This is a genomic window from Solidesulfovibrio carbinoliphilus subsp. oakridgensis (assembly GCF_000177215.2).
Lineage (GTDB): Bacteria > Desulfobacterota > Desulfovibrionia > Desulfovibrionales > Desulfovibrionaceae > Solidesulfovibrio > Solidesulfovibrio carbinoliphilus.
Window position 1 is genome coordinate 4006680 of sequence record NZ_CM001368.1, and the last position, 19850, is coordinate 4026529.

At 67.3% G+C, this 19850-nt stretch carries 19 protein-coding genes and 2 tRNA genes; 15 read left to right on the forward strand and 6 right to left on the reverse strand.

Going from position 1 to position 19850, the window contains the following annotated elements; all coding sequences use genetic code 11:
• The first annotated feature begins 39 nt into the window (after positions 1–39).
• The 11 genes from DFW101_RS17665 (at position 40) to DFW101_RS18760 (ending at position 6176) form a co-directional block, all read left to right on the forward strand.
• Positions 40–246 (forward strand): hypothetical protein, encoded by a 207-nt coding sequence (locus DFW101_RS17665; RefSeq protein WP_009182883.1) that lies wholly within the window; start codon positions 40–42, stop codon positions 244–246.
• Positions 243–455, forward strand: a complete 213-nt coding sequence (locus tag DFW101_RS17670) for a hypothetical protein (RefSeq protein WP_009182884.1) — start codon at positions 243–245, stop codon at positions 453–455. Before DFW101_RS17665 ends, DFW101_RS17670 begins: the two co-directional genes overlap by 4 nt.
• A complete protein-coding gene (locus DFW101_RS17675) occupies positions 452–1333 on the forward strand; it encodes a YqaJ viral recombinase family nuclease (RefSeq protein WP_009182885.1) in 882 nt (293 codons plus the stop codon). Before DFW101_RS17670 ends, DFW101_RS17675 begins: the two co-directional genes overlap by 4 nt.
• Positions 1334–1344: 11 nt before the next feature.
• Positions 1345–2319 (forward strand): recombinase RecT, encoded by a 975-nt coding sequence (locus DFW101_RS18745; protein WP_009182886.1) that lies wholly within the window; start codon positions 1345–1347, stop codon positions 2317–2319.
• 343 nt (positions 2320–2662) lie between these two features.
• Positions 2663–2935 carry a hypothetical protein gene (locus DFW101_RS17685; protein WP_009182888.1) on the forward strand — a complete coding sequence of 91 codons (273 nt, stop codon included), beginning with the start codon at positions 2663–2665 and terminating at the stop codon, positions 2933–2935.
• Between the two features lie 25 nt (positions 2936–2960).
• Positions 2961–3920, forward strand: coding sequence for a recombination-associated protein RdgC (rdgC, locus tag DFW101_RS18750; RefSeq protein ID WP_009182889.1), 960 nt, complete (start codon positions 2961–2963; stop codon positions 3918–3920).
• Positions 3917–4198 (forward strand): hypothetical protein, encoded by a 282-nt coding sequence (locus tag DFW101_RS17695; protein ID WP_009182890.1) that lies wholly within the window; start codon positions 3917–3919, stop codon positions 4196–4198. Before rdgC ends, DFW101_RS17695 begins: the two co-directional genes overlap by 4 nt.
• A gap of 98 nt (positions 4199–4296) precedes the next feature.
• Entirely contained in the window at positions 4297–4584 is a 288-nt protein-coding gene (locus DFW101_RS17700; RefSeq protein WP_009182891.1) for a DUF3850 domain-containing protein, read from the forward strand.
• Positions 4581–5189: a hypothetical protein gene (locus DFW101_RS18755; RefSeq protein ID WP_009182892.1), complete on the forward strand. Its 609-nt coding sequence runs from the start codon at positions 4581–4583 to the stop codon at positions 5187–5189. Before DFW101_RS17700 ends, DFW101_RS18755 begins: the two co-directional genes overlap by 4 nt.
• Before the next feature lie 2 nt (positions 5190–5191).
• The gene (locus tag DFW101_RS17710) at positions 5192–5698 is read left to right on the forward strand and encodes a hypothetical protein (RefSeq protein ID WP_009182893.1); all 507 of its coding nucleotides are present in this window, start codon (positions 5192–5194) and stop codon (positions 5696–5698) included.
• A 169-nt stretch (positions 5699–5867) separates the two neighbouring features.
• Positions 5868–6176, forward strand: a complete 309-nt coding sequence (locus tag DFW101_RS18760; protein WP_009182895.1) for a hypothetical protein — start codon at positions 5868–5870, stop codon at positions 6174–6176.
• A 1-nt stretch (position 6177) separates the two neighbouring features.
• Here DFW101_RS18760 and DFW101_RS17720 read toward each other — a convergent pair whose 3' ends face one another.
• On the reverse strand, positions 6178–6414 hold the full coding sequence (locus tag DFW101_RS17720) for a hypothetical protein (RefSeq protein ID WP_043643050.1): 237 nt from the start codon (positions 6412–6414) through the stop codon (positions 6178–6180).
• Here DFW101_RS17720 and DFW101_RS17725 point away from each other — a divergent pair.
• Positions 6413–6712, forward strand: coding sequence for a hypothetical protein (locus DFW101_RS17725; protein WP_009182897.1), 300 nt, complete (start codon positions 6413–6415; stop codon positions 6710–6712). The genes DFW101_RS17720 and DFW101_RS17725 overlap by 2 nt on opposite strands.
• A gap of 353 nt (positions 6713–7065) precedes the next feature.
• Positions 7066–8133: a tyrosine-type recombinase/integrase gene (locus DFW101_RS17735; RefSeq protein WP_009182898.1), complete on the forward strand. Its 1068-nt coding sequence runs from the start codon at positions 7066–7068 to the stop codon at positions 8131–8133.
• 23 nt (positions 8134–8156) lie between these two features.
• On the opposite strand, the gene DFW101_RS17740 is transcribed toward DFW101_RS17735, so the two are convergent.
• A tRNA-Asp gene (locus DFW101_RS17740) sits at positions 8157–8233 on the reverse strand.
• A 10-nt stretch (positions 8234–8243) separates the two neighbouring features.
• A tRNA-Val gene (locus tag DFW101_RS17745) sits at positions 8244–8319 on the reverse strand.
• A 138-nt stretch (positions 8320–8457) separates the two neighbouring features.
• Between DFW101_RS17745 and DFW101_RS17750 the strand changes: the two genes are divergently transcribed.
• Positions 8458–9333, forward strand: a complete 876-nt coding sequence (locus tag DFW101_RS17750; RefSeq protein WP_009182899.1) for an esterase/lipase family protein — start codon at positions 8458–8460, stop codon at positions 9331–9333.
• On the opposite strand, the gene DFW101_RS17755 is transcribed toward DFW101_RS17750, so the two are convergent.
• Positions 9330–10571 carry a type IV pilus twitching motility protein PilT gene (locus DFW101_RS17755; RefSeq protein WP_009182900.1) on the reverse strand — a complete coding sequence of 414 codons (1242 nt, stop codon included), beginning with the start codon at positions 10569–10571 and terminating at the stop codon, positions 9330–9332. The two genes, DFW101_RS17750 and DFW101_RS17755, sit on opposite strands and share 4 nt — an antisense overlap.
• An 8-nt stretch (positions 10572–10579) precedes the next feature.
• Positions 10580–16060, reverse strand: a complete 5481-nt coding sequence (locus DFW101_RS17760) for an alpha-2-macroglobulin (protein WP_009182901.1) — start codon at positions 16058–16060, stop codon at positions 10580–10582.
• Between the two features lie 125 nt (positions 16061–16185).
• Between DFW101_RS17760 and DFW101_RS17765 the strand changes: the two genes are divergently transcribed.
• Entirely contained in the window at positions 16186–17043 is an 858-nt protein-coding gene (locus DFW101_RS17765) for a hypothetical protein (RefSeq protein WP_009182902.1), read from the forward strand.
• 257 nt (positions 17044–17300) lie between these two features.
• Here DFW101_RS17765 and DFW101_RS17770 read toward each other — a convergent pair whose 3' ends face one another.
• Positions 17301–19769, reverse strand: coding sequence for a ComEC/Rec2 family competence protein (locus tag DFW101_RS17770; RefSeq protein ID WP_009182903.1), 2469 nt, complete (start codon positions 19767–19769; stop codon positions 17301–17303).
• Between the last annotated feature and the right edge of the window lie 81 nt (positions 19770–19850).

Sequence of the window (19850 nt, forward strand, 5' to 3'; positions counted from 1 at the left end):
CGCCCGCGCCGCCCTGGCCGGCACCACGGAGGGAGCATCATGAGCGACCATGAAGCCGTCGCCGTCAGACTCGAACGGTCGGTGCAGTTTTGGCGTACTCGCGTCCGTGAACTCAAGGACCACCTGCGAAAAATCGAGGACATGGCCAACGAGTCGCCCAACGCCGGGCACGATCCCTGGCAGATGCTGGCCGACATATCCAACTCCGTCCACGACGCCCTGAACGCCAAGGAGCCCACCCCATGACCACCATCATCACCACATCCGGCCACCCCGTCCGCCTGGACCCGGTACACTACATCCTGGCGCGCCCCGAGGACGTGGCCGAGCAACAGGCGTTTGCCGCTCTGGCCGAGGCTGGACGCGAGGACGAGGTGTTTCGGAGACTGGACGCGGCGCGGACGGCTTGTGTCGGGAGGATTGAGGCGCGGAGGATCGGGGGGAAGGCGGTATGACGGCCGGCGTCTGGCAAATCCCCACGCACGGCATGCCTCGCCCCACGTGGCTGGCCCTGCGCCTAGAAGGCTTGGGGGGATCGGACGCCGCCGCCGCCTGCGGACTCTCGCCGTGGAAAAGCGTCTACGGCCTCTGGCTGGAAAAGACCGAAGCCACAGAGCCGACCGAGGACGAAGATCGTCACCTGCAATGGGGCCGGCTCATCGAGGAGCCCATCCTATTGGCGGCCAGGGAAGAGACAGGCCTCGCCATACAGCCCCACCGTTTCATGGTCTTCAATCGGTCCTACCCGTGGGCCTACTACGACACTGACGGAGTGCTCGGGGAAGACGGAATTTTTGAGGCCAAAAGCGCCAACGGCAAAAGCGACGAGTGGGGCCAGCCCGGGACCGACGAAATCCCTATGCCCTACCTGCTCCAGGTTCAGCACGGCATGGCCGTGATGGGCAAGGCCTTTGCCATCCTCGCCGTGAGCCGGTGGGGCCGCTGGCCGGATATTTACCGGGTGGAACGCCACGAGAGCCTGATTGCCGGCCTCATGCGCAAGGAGGCGGCTTTCTGGGATCGCGTGGAGCGCAACCAGGAACCGCCGATGGACTGGGAACACCCACAAGCCACGGCCGAGATCCAGGCCGCCTACCCGGGCACGGATGGGACCACGGTTGACCTGCCGGCCGAGGCTGCCCGCTGGCACGAAACCGTGGCCGAAGCCAACGCCGAGATAGCCGCCGCCGAAGCGGTCAAGGCCCGATTCCTCGCAAAGATTCGCAAGACCATGGGCAACGCGGCCGTGGGCATGCTCCCAGACGGCACGGCCTACACCAGAAAGCAGAACGCAAACGGAAAAATCATCCTGCGGCACGTGAAGCGGCCGTAGCGGAGGACGAAATGTCGAACGGAAATCTTCCCCAGGAGAGCGGCGGCGCGTCCGTTGCCGCGTTGATCCAGCAGCAGATCCCGGCCATCGCCATGGCCGTGTCCGGCGGTACGAAAGAGGAGCGCCAGAAGCGGGCTGAACGTTTCGCCCGGGTGGCCCTGACCACGATCCGCAACAATGACAAGCTTGCCCAATGCCGTGTCGAAAGCCTTCTCGGCGCGCTCATGACGTCGGCCAGCCTCAACCTGGAGATCGATCCCAGGGGATTGGCCTATCTCATCCCCTATGGCCGGGAGGCGCAACTCCAGATCGGCTACAAGGGGATCAAGGAACTGGCCTACCGGGCCGGAGGCATCAAGGCGATCTATGCCGAGGTTGTCTATAAACCCGAGGTAGAGGCCGGCATGTTCACCATCGAAATCGGCCTGTCCCGCAGTCTGACCCACAAGCTTGACCCCCTGCGCCCGGAACTGCGCAACGGTGACCTTGTCCTGGCCTATGCCGTGGCCGAAATGGAGGATGGCCGCCGGCACTTTGCCTACTGTCTGCGGGACGAGGTCGAAAAGCGCCGCAAGACGAGCAAGATGAATACCGCTTCCCCGGACAGCACCTGGGGGAAGTGGGCCGAGGAAATGTGGCGCAAGACCGCCGTCAAGAAGCTCTGCAAAGACCTCCCGCAAAGCACCGAAGATGCCATGGCAAAGGCCGTAGCCCTGGACGATCAGGCCGAAGCCGGTGTCCCGCAGACATTCGACCTCCCCAAGGATTTCATCGACGTGACCCCGGAGCCGAAAACGGCCAGCGACAGGGCGGCGCAGGTTCTGGGCAAGACGGAAGCCGAAGCAGCGCCGCCGGTCGACGCCCCCACGTCCGTCCCCTGCCCCAACCGGCCCAACGATGAGACCGGCGGCTTTTGGGACGTAAAGGCAACCGTCTGCGAGGGCTGTATGGACCGGGGCGGGTGTCCGTCGTGGGTGGCCGCCTAATGCCCACCACCACCCCCGAAATCGACGCCGCCGTGTCCGCCCTGCTGGCCATCGTGGAGCGGGCGCGGCGGGAGAAGGAGGAGAACCCCCATGGCAAGCAAACGTGCAGTCCGGCGTAAAGCCTGCACCGGAAAGATTCGCCATCCCACCCTGGAGCAGGCGCAGGCCATGGCCCGGAATGGGACTATGCCGTACCGCTGCCCGTTTTGTGGCGGCTATCATTGCGGCCATCCATGCGGGTTCAAGCGGCAATTCAAAAAGCCGAACGGTCGCCGGTACTGAACGGCGACGTTTACCCCGGCCGGGGCGCGGGTCCTGGCCGGGGGACGAGGAGGAGAGGACCATGCTCGAATGGACTGAGGAATACGACGACCACGACAACACCATCTATGCGGCCCCAGGAATCTACACGGATGAATGCGGCAGCCCGCAGTTCTATTATCGCATTAAGCCCATCCTTGAGGAGGACCAAATCAAATTCTCGACGGGGGGAACGGACGAAGAGTTGCTTCCCAAGAACAGGCGGCCAGTATTTGAAAGCCTGGGAGGCGCAAAGATCTATTGCGAAATAGACCACAAAGAACACTGCCGGCAGTGCGCCGCGCATCAAGAATAATCAGATTCCACAAGGAGATTCCACCATGAGCTTCAAGCGAGGCACCACGGCCCTCACTGTGTACCAGACGACCCAGGCCGGCCAGATCACCGGCGAACTGCTCCAACGTTTCGCCCTCCTGTCCATCGACGGCACGGCCGATGAGCGCGGCCAGGGGCTCGTGCCCTTTGACACCCCGCTGGATCACGCGTCCTGGCCCATGGCGCAGAACTTCGCCGGACAGTTCGCCCTGTTCTGCCTGCGCGTGGACACCCGCCGCATCCCGGCGGCCGTGATGAAAAAGCATCTGGCCGAGGCCATGTCCAAGGAGAAGGAGGCCATGGTGGCCGATGGCAAGGCCTTCATTTCCAAGGACCGCAAGCGCGAGATCAAGGATCGGGTCAAGCTGCAACTTCTCGCCCGCACCGAGCCGGCCCCGGCCATTGTCGAGGTCGCCGTGGACCGCACGTCCGGCCGCGTCTTTTTCGGCTCCACGGCCATCAAGATGAAGGACACGTTTGAGGCTCTGTGGTTCGCCATGACCGGGGAGCGACTGGTCGAGCAGACGCCGGAAACCATCCTCGAAGATCCCTATGGAGTCGGCCACGGCGTTGCACTGCTGACCGCCGCCTACAACGGGGGTCTGCACCTGGACAACGGCATGGAAATCGTCGTGGAGAAGAAGGCCACTATCCGCAGCGCGACCACCACCATGGCCGTCACAGCCGTCGATTTGGACAACGTGGGCGAGGCGGTCAAGCAGCTTACGGCCGTCGAGATCACCAAGGCCAAAATCGGCATCGAATACGACGGAAACAGCTTCGACCTGACCGTGACGCCTGACCTTGGGATGACCGGCATCAAGCTCCCCAAGACGCAGCCCAAGGCCGAAGAGGGCGATGACCCGGACGCCCTGTTGCTTGAGCGGCTGTACCTGCTCGGCCAGGTTGTGGACGTGCTGCACCGGGCCCTGCGCGAGACGGTGGTGGCCGAGGAGGCGGCATGAGCGCCATCGTGTGGCTTTGCGTCATCCTGGCCGGTCTTGGGCACATGGGTGCTTACGTCTTCGGCCTCAACGGCTGGTCTGTAGTTGCCGTCATCCTGGCCCTTGCCCTGTGGACCGCCGGCGTCATGGCATCAAGCATGATCGTCTCCGTCAAGCAGCTCGAACACGTCAAGATTCGCAAAATCGTGGACGGCGAGGAGAAGGTCCTTGTGACACTCAGGCTCGGGCCTTTTGGCTACACCATCGACGTGCCGGAAGAGGTCAAGATCGAAAAGTAGCCCCGCCTCCGACCGGCCCTGTCCCGCGAGGGGCCGGTTCCTGCCGATCCCGGGGCGATGTCCTGGGATTGGGAGGAGCCGAAAAAGGAGAAGACGCCATGAGCAAGAAGCACGAACTCAAGACCGACCCCGCCGTATTTCAGGACGTCTATTCCGGCGAAAAAACCTGGGAGATTCGCCGGGACGACCGGAACTTTTGCGTGGACGACTGTCTGCTGTTGCTCGAAACGCAGCACACCGGTCAGGAAATGCAGGACGGGAAGCCCCTCGTTTACACGGGACGCGCCGTCCTTGCCCATGTCACCTACGTATTCTCCGGCCCGGCCTACGGGCTCGCGGCCGGGTGGTGCATCATGTCGATAAAGATGGTGGGGAGTAGGTCATGAAAACCCGCTTCCTCATCCTCTTCCCCCACGAAGTCCGTGCCGCGCTGGCGGGTACGTTGGGGTTGGTTGTGCGGCCGGTGAATGGTTTGCCGCACCAGCGGTTTACAAGAGCCAGAACGAACGGAATTTATTTGGGCCTGACAATACCCCCGGGCAAATGGCTTTTTGACTACAACGAGTCGGAAGAGATCAGGATCAAAAAGTGCCCCTTCGGCGTCCCCGGCGACCGGCTGTGCTGCAAGGAGACGTGGGGGCACACCGGACAAGTCTGGAAAGCAAAAGACGCTGCCAGCGCAACGGACGGTCAGGTTGTCTACCAAGTTTCGCATGACGTAGACGGCCCCGACTTCCGGTGGTGGAGCCCCGCCACCATGCCGGCCTGGGCGTCCAGGATCACGCTGGATGTGGTGGGGGTGCGCGTGATGCGGGCGCAGGAGTTGACGGAAGAGGATGCAAAGGCGGCGGGGATTGTAAACGTCGATGAGCGCAAGTGGGTCACCAATGTTCTGCACTTCAAGCGCCTTTGGGACTCCCACTATGCCAAGCGCGGCCTCGGTTGGGACGCCAATCCATGGGCGTGGGCTGTGGCGGTCAGGAGACCCTAGCCATGGGCCAAGCATCCCGACGCGGCAAAATCGACACGGTGGCCGTCCACCACCTCGGCACGCTCCAAATCAAAATGTCCCTCGCCGCCGTGTGGGTATCCCGCATGGCCCACGAGTTCGAGGCCGACCCTGAGATAACCCAGCTGGTCGGGTGGATGGAACCGCCTTTCCTGGCCTGCCTGCGCGAGTGCGGGGCCGACAGCGACCAGCACATCCGCCCCACCGTCTGCCGCCGGGCCGAGCGCGAGATACGCGACTTCGAGCGCATCAGGATGCGCCACCTCGGCCACCCCATGGACGCGGATGGTTGGGCCGCGTGGCTGGTGACGCTCGACGCGATTGTCCACGACGCCATTGCCGAGTGGGCAGGCGGGGAGTGTTGGGACGAACTGGCGAAGCGGTTTCGCAGTGTAACGCGCATCTTTTTGTCCAAGGCCAAAAATCCGAAGCAGGCCGAGTGGAAAGGCGCGTTGGTCTACCAGCAAGGAGCCAAGGAGTTGAACTGGTGAAACAGCAAGCCGCCGCCAAAAAGTATCAGGGCTACGTCAAGCGGACGACCAAGTGCTGCCGGCACTGCAAGTTCCGCGAACCAGGGACAGGGGCCGACACGTGTCGGATGGGGGCGTTCCCTGTGGCGCAGTTGGGGTTTTGCGACTTTTACGAGGAGAAAGGGAAGTGATGGCCAAGATTGAAGAGATACGGGCGCGGCTGGCGGCGGCGCACGATACAGGCCAGGGGTTTAAAAACCTTTGCATGTCCAAAGATAGCGTAGGGTATCACGCGGAAGAAGATCTCGCCTACCTTCTGGCCCGCGTGGAGAAGCTGGAGCGGGTGGCGGAGGCAGGCCGGAGACTGATTACGCAGGATGCTTTGCGGTCCCGGGCCGGTGGGGCGGTCCTTGTGGGGTCTGGAGATTTCAATGGTCTTGACGGTGCCCTCGCCGCGCTCGACGCCGACGAGAAGGGGGAGGCCGCCCATGCCCGATAAATCACCCCTTGCCCAGGCCGCAGAGAATGCCGTCACGAAAGCCCTGTACGCCGCATGGGCAGTCTCTTGGGCCGCTCACGTCGACGCAGAAGGTTTTAGGGAAGCCTTCGAGGAAACGGCCGAAGAAGCCGCCGATCGTGCAGCCAGGGCGGTTGAAGCTGCCGAGGATGCCCTGAGGGCTGCGGGGGTCGATCCCGGAGTCCATCAGGGGCGCGGCGAGATCCAGGAGGTGCGCCATGCCTGATGCCGGCAATGGAATCACGCGATGCGAATACTGCGGCAGTTCGTGCGGGTGCGGCGCGGATTGCCCGGCCCCGCACAACATCCTTATGGACGACTCGCAGAAACTGGCGGCCATGTATCGCCGGTTCGAGGCGGACCAGGATCGGATCGAGGAATTGCGGGCACAGGTCTGCCGGCTGCAACGGGCGCTGGCCCCCATCCTGGCCCACGCCGACGATCACCCCGACTCGGCCCCGCTACGGTACAGCGCGATAAGGTGCCAGGGGATCAAGGAGGAGGTGGAGAATGCCTAGCACCGACATAACAAAATGCCCCGGCTCAGACGCCCAGCTTTGCGCGTCCTGTTGGCGCAACCTCTGCCCAGCCCAGGACCGCCAGTCGTGGGCAAGCTGGACGGTGCAGACCAGGGGGCGGGCATGGTGCGAGGGGTATTTGATGGTGTCCGTGCCGGCCGGGAATTTGAGGGAGGAGTAGGGGATGCAGGTAGGCAACCTTGGACGAAAGCTCACGGAGCAGGAAGTGGCGGACCTTTTCGAGGTTGCCACCACGACCGCCGAACGTTACCCCGAGCGGTACGGCGGGGTGAAAATCGGCCGACGTGTCCTGTTCTTTGAAAACTTAGTTGCAGAGATGGTGAGGAAGTACCATGCCTTACAAACTGAAAAGACGGGGCAAGACGGTTTGGCGTGGGCAGGCCAGGATCGGGGAGAAAACGATCCAACGCCAGTTCTCGACCAAAAAAGAGGCACAGGATTGGGAGTTGAACCACGACCAGCCCCAGCCGACCGTGACCCGTTCTGTCTCACTCCTCGGATGGGCAACTGAATACCTGGCTTATTGCGTCAGGTACGCATCCAAGACCACCAACGACAAGGCCAACGTCTTCCGCCGGCTGTTTGCTTCTGTGAGCCACGAGACGCAGGCGGGGGCCTTTGACCGGAAGCAGGCGCTTACCTTCCTCCAGGCGCAATTCCAAGGCCGAAGCGGCTATGCGGCCAACAAGGATCGCAAAAACCTTGCGGCGGCCTGGGCCTGGGGCGCCGACTACCTGGAAGGGTTCCCGGCCATCAACCCGTTCAAGCTGGTGCGCAAGTTCCCGGAGGCCCGGGAGCCGCGATACGTCCCAACGGAAGCCGACTTCTGGACGGTGGCCGATGCCGCGACCGGCCAGGACAGGGTGCTGCTCCTTTCCATGCTGTATCTGGCGGCCCGCAAGGGCGAGGTCTACCGGCTCACCTGGGCCGACGTGGACTTCTCCCGAAGCCAAGTCCGGTTGACCACCAGAAAGCGCCAGGACGGGAGCATGGAGGAAGAATGGGTGCCCATGGTGGGCGAACTCTATGACGTGCTGCTGGCCCACCGGCAGGTCGCCAGGAATGAATGGGTGTTCACGCAGACGGTGGGACGCCACGACGGGAAGCCCTATACCGAGAACCGGGGGTTCCCGCAGGAGCTTTGCCGAGAGGTGAAGGTCAAGCCGTTCGGATGCCATGCCATCCGCCACCTGACGGCCTCGATCCTGGCCCGGGCCGACGTACCCATGGTCGTCATCCAGGGCATCTTGCGTCACAAAAAACTGTCCACAACCGAGCGGTATGTGCGCCGAATGGAGACGGTGAGGCCCTACCTCGAATGCCTCTCTGGAGGGCAAAAGCGTACCAAAAGCGTACCAAAAATGAACCCCCCGAAGGCGGTGACCTCCGGGGGGTTGTAAGGATTAGGAATCCTTTTGGAATCTGGCGGGGCCGAAGGGACTCGAACCCTCGCCCTCCGACGTGACAGGCCGGCGTTATAACCAGCTTAACTACGACCCCGCATTTTCTCTGGTAGGCGGAACAGGGCTCGAACCTGTGACCCTCGGCTTGTAAGGCCGATGCTCTCCCAGCTGAGCTACCCGCCCGCCCGGCGAGACACGGTATCTACGCATCTCCCCCCCAACCGTCAACAGGTTTTTTCGAAAAGTTTGCAATTATCGACTTTTTTTCATGATTCCGGCAGTATGGAAGGAGCATGAACCCGGTGCCGAGGGGAGGGAGCCATGGCGGTCCTGACGGCGATTGCGTTCCTGGTGGTTCTGGAGGCCCTTATGGTGGCCGGGCTGACCTACGGCTTCTTTGTCCGGTCCCTGGGGCGCCGACGGCCGCCGGAGTTCCTGCGGGCCTGCCGGGACCGGCCGGCCGTCTGCCTGGCCCTCGGCGTGGCCACCGGCCTGGCCAGCCAGGCGACCCTGGTCCTGACCTATCCCCTGGGGCGCCTGGTCGGCCGGCACGGGCCGCCGGCCGGACCGGGCCGGCCGACGGTCGTGTGTCTCCACGGCCTCTACCACAACGCCGCCGCCTTCCTGGCCCTGCGCCCGGCCCTGGGCCGGGCCGGCCTGCCCCATGTCCTGTGCCTGGCCTATTCCTCGTTTGGCGCGGAGTTCGAAACCGTGGCCCAGGACCTTCTGGCCCGGCTGCGCCGCGACCTGCCGCCGGACGGGCCGCTCCTCTTCCTGGGCCACAGCCTGGGCGGCCTTTTTGCCCGGCGTCTGGCGGCCGAGCCGGACATCGGGCCACGAACCCTGGCCCTGGTCACCCTGGGCGCGCCGCACCGGGGCAGCGAACTGGCGGCCCTGGCCGTGGGGCGGCTCGGCCGGGGGCTCGTGCCCGGCGCGCCGCTCTTCGCCGCCCTGGCCGCCTTGCCCGATCCGCCCGGGGCGGCGCTGTTGTCCCTGGCCTCGCCCGTGGACAACATGGTCATTCCGCTGGAGGGACTCGCCCTCGGCCGGCCGGGCTGGCGCGAGGAAGCGACGCCCCCGGTCTCCCACGTGGCCATGCTCTACCACCCGGCCGTGACCGGCCGGGCGGCGGCATTTCTGGGGGAGGCGGCCCGGCGGGCGGCCGGACCAGGACCCGGACAAGGAAAAGCCGGCTAAACCATGGTCTTTCGCATCTGGGCCACGAGCTCCTCGAGGGGCGTCTCGTCGTCGATACGGTAGGGGCCTGCCCCGTCCCGCTCCTGGAACCGGGGAGCGGCCGTCTGGCCCACAGGCGGGGTGACCGGGATACTGGCCGATGGCGGCAGCTTGGGATCGCAAGGCGGCGGGGGTTGCGGCGCTTCCACGGGCCGGACCGGCGCCGCGGCCGCGGCGTTCGGCCGGAAGGCCACGGTCGGCGGCACGAGGTTGGTCTTCTGGTCCAGGAAATCCTCGCGGTAGCGTTCGAAGGTAAACATGCCCTCGCCGCGTCCGGCCTGCTGGATGCTTTCGAGCTGGTTGAAGCGGTTTTCCCGGATGATGTTTTTGACCGACACGGTCGACCGGACGATGGACAGGACCGGGGCGCGAAAGCCCACCCGCGCCAGGATCTCCATGTGCTGCACCACCACGGCCCCGAGGCTCGAGGCGATCTGCGCCCGGGCGAAATCCTGGGAGCCCTCGCCAAAGGCGTTGCAAAGGCGCAAAAGCGCCTCCTCGGGCGTGCCGGCGTGCAGGGTGGCGATGACCAGATGCCCGGCCTCGGCCGCGTTGATCGTCAGGCGCATGGTCTCGGGGTCGCGCAGCTCGCCGACCATGATGACGTCCGCGTCCTCGCGCAACACGTCCTGCAGGCCCTGCTCGAAGCTCGGAAAATGGGCCCCGAGCTCCCGCTGGTCCATGAGCGCCTTTTCCGAAGTGAAGCGGTATTCAATGGGATCTTCCAGAGTGATGACGTGGGCCGAGCGGGTCTGGTTGATCTCCCGGATCATGGCCGCGATGGTGGTGGACTTGCCGTTGCCGGTCGGGCCGCAGATGAGGATCAAGCCGTGGTGGAGCGAACAGAGTTCGCGCAGGGACGGATGGAGGTTTAAGGCCTCGAAGTCCGGCACCACCGAGGGCAGAAACCGGACGGCCAGGCCCAGGCCGTCGGCGGTGTAGAAGGCGTTCAGGCGCATTTGGGCGTCGCTCGAGCAGGTCGAGAAGTCGACCGACCACCGCTCGGCCAGGAGCCGGCGCTGGCGTTCGGTGGTCACGTACTTGAGCAGGGCGTCCATTTCGGCGGTGTCGAACACGATCTCCCGCTGGAAGTGCAGGTGTCCGGTCTTGCGCACGGCCACGGGCTGGCCCGTGCGGATGTGCAGGTCGGTGATGCCGTTTCGCACGCAGGTGCTGACGAGCTTGGTGAATTTTTCCATAACCCTTTTTATTGGCTGTTGTTGGTCACGGTCAGCCGGGACATGTCGCCCGAGGCCCGCAGTTCCGGGGCGTACATGGCTTCGGCCTGGGCCGGGGGCAGGGTGAAGACCCCCGGGGTCACGGCCCGCACCAGGGCGTAAAACGTGTGCCACTTGGCGTCGGGCAGGTCGGTGAAGAGCAGCACCCGGTCGTCGCGCAGGTCAAGCGCGGCCGGCTCGGCTTTCGGCCCGTCCCCGGCCTCCGCTTCCGGCTCCATCCAGGGCAGGCGCTCGGTGGTGGCCAGGCGCGGGTTCTCGATCTCGAGCCCGGCGGGCAGCAGGTTTTCGAGCACCACGTTGGCCACCGGGCCGGCGGCGGCCCGGACCGAGAACTTGACCACGGCCAGGGCCCCCTGGGGCACGGCATTGAGGTCCAGGGGCTGGCCGTCGCGGGTCAGGTAGGTCCGGGCGATTTCGATCCCGGCCGCCTGGGGGGTGTAGGCCGCGGGCGTGGGTATGCCCCGGGTGCGCACGGAATAGAAGCAGGCCCCGGGCTCGAAACCCTGGTCCAGGCTGATTTTGAGGTCCCCCTCCTGGTCGATGCCGCGAAGGGTCAGGACCTTCCCGCTCGTGAAGTCCGACAGGACGCCCGAGCCGGCGGAAACGAGGCCCGAGAAGGGCTTTTTGGCCTGCTGCCGGGCGTAGAACTTGCCAAGGGCCAGGAGCGCGAAGGCGTTTTCCTGGGTGGACGGGTAGGCCTCGCCTTCCAGGAGCCGACCGACCTCGGCGGCCAGGCTGCCGAGCCTCGGGTCGGCCGGGGCGGCGTCGAGCAGGGCCGAAAGGAACAGGGCCTTGTTGCGCAGGGTGGAATCGAGGTTGCCGCCGGTTTCCTTGCGCGGTTCGGCCGGCGGCACCGGGCCGGAAACGAGGATGTCCGCCGCCCGGGTGTTGCCCACGGCCGCGTAGGCCGCGCCGAGCAGCCCCCGCGCCTCGGGCGGGAGCTTTTTGGCCTGGCTGTCGCGCAGGTTGTCCATGGCTCCGATGTCGGCCCGGCCGGCCCGGGCCTGGACGAAGAGGGCGTAGGCGGCCAGGTTCAGGCCCTCGGGTTTGGCCAGGTCCGCCCCCCGGCCGGTCTCGCCGGCAAAGGCCAGGGCCTGGGACAAGAGCGAGGGGTCCACCGGGAAGCCGGCCTGTTTGGCCTCGATCAGGAAGTGGGTGGCGTAGAGGCTCATCCAGGCCTGCGGCTCCTCGCCGCCGGGCCACATGGAAAAGCCGCCGTTATAGAGCTGCATGCCGGTGACGCGCCGGATGGCCGACTGGACCATGGCCTGGGGCGAGAGGGCCTCGAAGGCGGCCGGGTCCAGGGCCCGGGCCAGATCCGCGAAGTAGAGGAGCGGGAAGGCCTTGGACACGGTCTGCTCGATGCAGCCGTAGGGATAGCCGAGGAGCGACCGGAGGTTGCCGGTGAAGCGGATGAGCGGAAAACGGCCGACGGTCACGTCGCGCCGGGCCGTGCCGGGCAGAAATTCGCCCGAGGCCAGGTCCGGCACGGTGAGACTCGCGGCTTCGAGGGCCCCGGACCGGACCGAGGTCCGGGCCGGCAGCGGCGAGCGCACCGGCAGCCGGGCCCCATCGGACGAGGATTCCCCGCCGCCGGATACGGCCACCGCGAATACGGCCACGCCCTCGGCGTTTCCCGCCACGACCGGAAATTCCACCGTCGCGGCCGCGCCCTTGGCAAGGGCCACCGTGCGGGTCGGGTCCTCCACCTTGACCGGGCCGGTGGCCGTCAGGCTGACGGCAAAGGTGCCGTCCTTGCCGGTGTCGTTTCGCACGGTGACCGGAATTTTGGCCGCGTCGCCAAAGGACAGGAACCGGGGGAAGGAGGGAAGCAGGACCAGCGGGCTCTTGACCAGGGTCCGGGCCTCGGCCGCGGCGAACCGCCGGCCCGAGACGGCGGCGGCCATGAGGCGCACCTGCCCCTGGAATTCCGGGATGTCGAAGGAGACCCGGGCCTTGCCGTCCGGGCCGACGGTCACCGGTCCGGACCAGTAGGCCACGGTTTTTATGGCCGGGCTCTGGGAGCGCACGAAGTTGGACAGGTCTTCCAGGGAGTCGCCGCCGCCGGCCAGCGCCTTGCCCATGACGGGCGGGACCTCGGGCAGAAGGAGCGAGAAGGTGTCGAAGGTCTCCACCTGGAGCTGGCGCTTGGCGTAGAAAAAGGCGAACGGGTCCGGGGTCTTCTGGGCGATGAGCTGGAGGATGCCCTCGTCCACGGCCGCGACCGTGACGATTGCGCCGGCCGGGGCGGACACCTCGGCCGTGAGCTTGCCGCCAGGCCGCATCTCGGCCGGGGCGGAGAGGGAAAGCGGCAGCCGGCCCGAGGCCTGGTCCACCGGGATGGGCACGGCCCCGTAGGCCCGGGACGGGGCGTCGGCCACCACGTCGGCCGCCTTTCGCACCAGGGTCGCGGTCACGTAGACGCCGGGCATGTATTCGGGCTTGACCGGCACCGAGATCTGGCCGGTGTTGCCGGGGAGATTCACGACCTGGACGTCGTGGACGCCGGAGCCCTCCACGGTCACGAGCAGCTTGCCGGCAAAGGGGGCCCGGACCTGGAAGGTCGCGGTCTCGCCGGAAACGTAGTCGGCCTTGTCGGGCTTGAGTTCCAGCCGGCCGGGATTCTCCACGGCCCAGGGCGAATAGCCGAAGCCGCCGGCGTAGAATTCGAGCTGGCTGGCCGCCCCGGATGCGTCGGACAGGACCAGCCGGTAGCTGCCGAAGGACGGCGGGGTGAAGGTGACCGAGCCCCTGCCGCCCTTGGCGGCCACGGGCCGGGTGTCCACGGTCTTGGGGTCGCGCACGGACTCGTACTTGTACGACCCGTCCGGGCCCTTTCGCAGGACCGTCTGCCAGGTGTCCCGGTAGAGGGTCGCTGTCAGTTCTGCGTCGCCCTCGGCCAGCGTCCCGTCCGGGGCAACGACCACGAAATCGAAGCGCAGGGGCTTGCCCGGGGTCGCGGCCTCGCTTTTTAAGCGCTTTAACCCCGGGTAGGCGGCGTAGACGTGGACCGGCGTCCGGGCCAGGCCCGTCACCCCCCGGCCGCCGCCCTCGCGGACCCGGGCCGTGAACACGGCTTCAAGCGCCGCCGGCGGAGCCAGGTCGCCCGGCAGGGCGGCCTCGAAGGCGGCCTTGCCGTCGGCGTCCAGGGCCCCGGTCTCCTCAAGGATCTCGGTGTCCTCGAAACTTTTTTCCGGGTCCCCGAAGGTGTAGTCCTCGAAGCCCTTGGGCGCGAACGGGGCTTTTATGAGCCGGGCCCGGACCTCGACCGGCAGGCCCGAACCCGGGGCCCCGAAGAGGTAGCGGCCGGACACGGCAAAGGGCAGGGCCTCGCCCGGCCCGGCCGCAGCCGTCTCGGAGGATACGGACACGCTCACGCGGTCCGGCACGAACTCCTCCACCTGAAACCGGTACTGGCCGATGACGGTTTCGCCGGCCACGATTTCGATGACATAGGCCCCGGTCAGGGACTGGGTAGGGAGCGTCTGGCGCAGGCTGACCATGCCTTCGGCCCCGGTCACCACGGCCTGCTCGCCGAGCTTCCTGCCCCGGGGATCGGACAGCCGGATGGTCACGGGCATGGACGGCGGCAGGCCGAGCCGGGCGTCGCGGACCACGGCCAGCCCCTCCAACGTCTCGCCGGGCCGGTAGATGTCGCGCTCGCCGTAGACGAAGGCGGTGTAGCCCGTGGCCGGCATGACCGCGCCGGCCACGTCGAGGCCGGTCGTATCCACGCGGAACCGGTCGTAGAGGAGAAAGCTCGTGTCCGCACCCTTTTGGACCACGATGAGGTAGGGCCGCTTGTCGGACATGATGGCCGGGCTGATTTTGGCCCGGAAGAGTCCCTGGGCGTCGGTGCTGCCTGCGGCCAACTCCTGGTTCTGGTAGGACAGGATGCGCACGCTTGCCCCGGCCAGGGGCGCGAGGCTCGAGTAGGAGGCGGTCCAGACCAGGAAGTCGTCCACCCCGTGCTTGGCCACGATGCCGATGTCGGTCACGAGCACGAACCGCTGGAAGCCCTCGAACTTGCCGGGCACGGTCAGGGCCACCCGGTAGAGGCCCGGTTCCTGGCCCTCAATGTATTTTTCCAGGTTGACCGGCGTCACCACCGCGCTGTTGCTCTTGTAGCGCAGGGGAATCCGGTCGTGGTAGATGCGGTCGCCGAGACTCGAATTGACGCCCGAGCCGCTGGCCTCGTCGTCAAAGGCCGAGTAGTCCATGGAAAAGAGCGGGAAGAGGTTGTTGTAGTAGACCCGGTCGATGCTGAGCTCGGCGGCGTTGGTGTTGATGCTTTTGACGGCCAGGTTCTTGTAGCCGTTTTTGGACAGGAACATGCCCTGGTCCTTGAAGTCCACGCTCGGCTCCAGGTCCGGGATGCGCACGGTGCGGCTGACGGTCTCGCCGAGGACCGCGCCGTCGGCCGCGGCCAGCCCCTTTTCCAGGGTGACGGCGTACTCGCGGCCGGGCTCGAACGGGCCGCTGACCACCAGGTCGCCGCCGTCGGCGGACAGGTTGCCCTCCACCTCGGGCTCGATTTTCAGATGGTCGGCCGTGGCGTCGTTGGCCTCCACGGGCGTGGACAGGGTGAGGCGGACGGTGGACGCGCCTTCTTCGGAAGCGGCTTTCACTTCGCGCAGGCGCAGGTGCGGGTCGAGGACCACCGGAATGACGGCCACAGCCTCGCGCGCAAGGGTGATGTCGCCCTTTTCCGGCTTGACGCCCGGGGTGATCACGACCTTGACGTCGCGTTGCTGGGGCGTCTTCTCCACCGGATCGGACACGAAACCTATCTTTTTCGTGGCATAGGAGGTGGTCAGGGAGACGGCCACGGTCTTGCCGGGATCGCGGGGATCGACCAGGGCGATGTGGTCGGCCAGGGCCTTGGGGTCCACGTTCCGGTTGAACGCCGCCTCGCCCCGGACCACGACCATGGCCCCGCCTTCCGGGGCCGGTTCCAGGTGGGCGGTCAGGCGGGCCACCTCGAAGGAGCCGTAGGAGGCCTGCCAGACGTCCTGGCCGGCCAGGGTCTGGGACGGGGGCAGAAAGCCCTGGGGCAAAAGCCTGACGGAATAGGTGGTGGCCTGGGCAAAGCCGTCCTTGGGCTCGAAACGCAGCATGTAGGGCGACACCCAGGTCCAGCGGCCCGGGGTCGGCGGTTCGATGGCGGCCGGGTCTCCGGCCGGGGAGGCGCCGTCCCTGGCCCCGGCCACGGGCCGGTCAAAGGCGAGGAGGAGATAGCGGCCGCGCTCCGGGTCCATGGCCATGCCGGCCACGCGCACGGCGTCGGCGGCCGGGGCGGCCGCTTCCCGGCCATCTGGGGCCGGCGGGGCGGGCGGTGCCGCCGGGCGGCGGATGAGCAGGACCAGTTCCAGCAGCGCGATCAGGGCCAGCGCCGCGATGAGCCAGTTTTTGCCGGTTTCGCGGCGGGTGCCGGGGTGCGTTTCGTTCATGCCGCCCTCCCTTGCCGCCAGTAATACCCGTGCCCGGTTTTTTTTCAACAACGACCGGCCCAGGGAGGGCGTTTGCAAAAAGAAAAGGGTCTGTTACCCCAAGGCATCCCCGCCAAGGAGGCTCCATGCACCGCTTGCTCTTCCCGATTCTGGCGCTTTGCGTTCTTGCCTGCGCCGCGACAGGCGATCCGGCCCTGGCCGCGTCCGAGCAGGACCCCAGGAAGGTGACGCTGTACGGCATGTTCCACCAGACCCCGGAAGGGGGCATTGTGTTCAACAACGCCGAGGAACCGGACGCGGTCTATCTTCCCTTCGATCCCGGCTCCATCATGGGCGAGGTCGTAAACATCCAGGTCCAGGTCCAGGGCGAGATCCGGGATTCCTTCACCCGCCAGGGCAAGAACTACCGCATCCTGGCCGTCTCGGACATCAGACCCATGACGGCCGAATACGGTTCGACCACCATCGAGCAAGGCCAGCGTTTCGGCCTGCCCGGAGCCGACGCGGGGCAAATCCACGCCTACCACGACAAGACCTGCTACCTCTACGACCGGTATGCGGTGCTCGAAACCCTGGCCTCCTATTCCGACGGCCACACCCTGCGCGTTTTGGCCCACGCCCCGGGCGATTCCAAGGACGCTGTGTGCGAAAACCTGGAAGGCCGGCCGCTTTTCGAAATCCTCAACGGCGGCGATTTTTCCTTCGCAGGCCTCTCCGGCGATACGCTCTTTGTCCGGAACGGCCCGGCCGATGCCATCCACGGGCTCATGGCCGTCAACCTAGCCACGCAAAAGCAAACGCTTGACGCCACGGTCGTGCCCGGCTCTTCCCTGGACAAGGGGACACTCCGTTACAGCGAACTCCTGGGCCCGCACGCCGCCCAGAAATTCTGCCCCGCCGGCCAGACCGCCATCATGCCCATGGCCCTGGACCTCAAGACCGGCACGCCCCGCGACGCCGGCAAGCCCGTCTGCCGGCCCTGATGTGAACCGGGGGAGGGAACCCCCTTTTTGTAAAAAGGGGGTTCCCTCCCCCGGACCCCCTCCTTCCCCTAAAAACTCCTCAAGGGGTGGACGGGATTTTTCTTCCCCTTGCGGCGCTTCGCCGCTGGCGCACCCTGTTGGCGGAATTGGGCCGGCGTGCTGGCTGGCTTTGCAGCCAGTGTCGCCGGCCCAATTCCGCCAACAGACGTCGATGCACCGCCGCCCGACGTTGCTTCCCCACCTCCCGCACGCCCCGTTCAGGGGGTCCGGGGGGGATGATCCCCCCCGGCCGCCGGAGACATGCCTTTGTCTTCCTCCGTCATCACTTCCACCACCGGCCCCGCTTCCGGGCCGGCGAAGCGCACAGTCACCGCACCGTTCCCATTCGTCGCGTAGGTGGCGCAGCCGAGGCGGGCCAGGCTCGCGACGACCTTGGGCGAGGGGTAGCGGCCGCCGTCGCCGCAGCTGGCGATGGCGATTTTGGGCGCAACAGCGGTGTGGAAGCGCTTGGCCAGGCCGGTTGCGGACCCGTGGTGGGGCAGAACCAGGACGTCGGCGGCGAGGTCGGGGTCGGCGACGGCCAGCCGGCGAAGGACGGGCCGTTCGGCGTCGCCGGGGATGACGGCCAGCCCCCGGCCGTTCCAGGTCAGGCGCAGGATGAGGGAGCCGTTGTTGCCGGACAGGTCGTCGTGCGGTCCGGGGTGAAGCACAGCCAGGGCCAGGCCGTGGCCGAGGTCCAGACGGTCGCCGGCGGCCAGGCTCCCGTGGGGGATGCCGCGGCCGGCCAGGACGGCGGCCATGGGCGCGGCGAGCGCTCCTTCGGGCGCGCCGCCGTTGTCGAGGAAGCGGCCGACGGCGAAGCGGTCGAGGAGGGAGAGAAAGCCTTTGACGTGGTCGGCGTGCGGATGGCTGGCCAGGGCCAGGGAAAGGCGCGGCGGCCGGCCGTCGGTCAGAAACGCGCCGACCACGGCCCGGCCCACGTCGAAATTGCCGAAAAGCCCGCCGGCGTCGACCAGGAGCCGTCGGCCGCCGGGAAGGGTCACGGCCACGGCCTGGCCCTGGCCGACGTCGAGGACGGTGAGCACGACCTGCTCCCGGGCGTCCTCCACGGCGCGCCAGACGGTCGGGCCGGTGAGGAGGGCGAGGCTCGCCAGGAGCGCGGCCAGGGGACGCCGGCGGCCGGACAGGGTGACGGCCAGGCCGGCGAGGAGGCCAAAGCAGCCGAGCATCTCCGGCCAGGACGGCCGCAGAACGGCCCGGGTCAGGAGCAGGTGGTTGGCCTCCAGAAAGGCGAGGCAGCGCATGAGCCCTTCGCAGCACCAGGCGGCGGCGAGGAGCAGGGCGGTGCCGCAGCCGGCCAGAAAGGGGACCGGCAGCAGGGCCAGCCCGACCAGGGCCAGGGGCGTGACCAGCAGGCCGAGGAGCGGCAGCCAGGGGGCGTTCAGCCAGGGATTGAAGTTCAGGTCGCCGAACAGGCGGCAGATGACCGGCATGACGGCCGCCTCGGCGCAAAGGCTCGTCCAGAGGATGCCGAGCCCGCCGAGAACGACCCAACGCCACGGTCTTTTGAGGGTGGACCGGGCGCAGAAGGCGGCAAAGGGCGGCCAGAAAAGGCCGATGCCGGCCACGGCCAGGGCCGAAAGCTGGAGCCGGGCGTCGAAGGCGGCCAGCGGCATGGCCGCGAGCATGGCGGCCAGGGCCAGAAACAGGCCGTCGAAAAGGGTGGTGTGGCGGCCGAGAAGGAGCAGCAGGCCGCCGCCGGCGAACATGAAGGCCGCCCGGTAGAGGGAGGGAGAATAGCCGCCGAGCCAGCAGTAGCCGACGACCAGGGGTGCTGTCAGGACCAGGGCCAGATAGGGCCGGGGCAGGCGCAGGAAAAGGGTGGGCCGCAGCCGGCCGGCCAGCCAGGCCAGGGCCAGGCCCATGGCGGCCACGTAGGAGATGTTCATGCCGGAGAGGGCCAGGGTGTGGGAGAGCGAGGCCCGGCGGATGCGGTCCAGGTCGGCCGGGGAAAAATCCGACAGGTCGCCGAAGGCCAGGGCCACCACCATGGCCCGGCCGGCCCGGGTGGCGGCGTCGGCCTCCGGAGGCGGGGCCAGGGCCGAGGCCATCCTCTGGCGCAGGGCCTCGCGCCGGCGGGCCAAGGCGTCGCCGCTGGCCGTGGCCAGGGCCACCTGTCCTCGGTCGCCCCGGGCGAAGGCCCGGTAAAAGACCCCGTCCAGGCGGCGGGAAAAGGCGAAGTCGGCGGTGCCGGGATTCAAAAAGCCGCTGGTCGGCCGCACCCGGGTGGTGACGGAGAGGACGTCGCCGGGAATGGGCCGGAAGGCCGGCCGGTCGATGGTCAGGGCCAGGTCGCCGGGAAGAGGGACTGTGTCGCGGCCCTCGGCGGCCACGGCGACCCGGGTCAGGGTCACGGACAGGCGGCCCTCGGGCCGGGGGTCGACCGAGGCCACGGTTGCGGAGAGGGCGACCGGGCCGCCGGCCGCGATCCAGGCCGGCACGTCCCGGGGCACGGCCGGCAGGGCGAGAGCGCCCGCGCCGCAGCCGAGACCGAAGGCGAGCACGAGGCAGGCGAGGGAAGGCCGGCCCGGGGCCGGGCGCGGGAAGAGGAGGAGCAGGAGCAAGGCGCAGGCGGCCGGCACGGCGTAGGCCACGGCCAGGATGCCGGCGGCGTAGGCCAGCAGGCACGGCTGCCAGGGCAAAAGCGGCGGGATGCCCCGCTTCATGGCGCGATCTCGGCGTGGTGGCCCATGCGGTTGTTGCCCCGTCGGTCTCCTTGGCTGGGGCGGGATGGTAGAGCCGCCGGC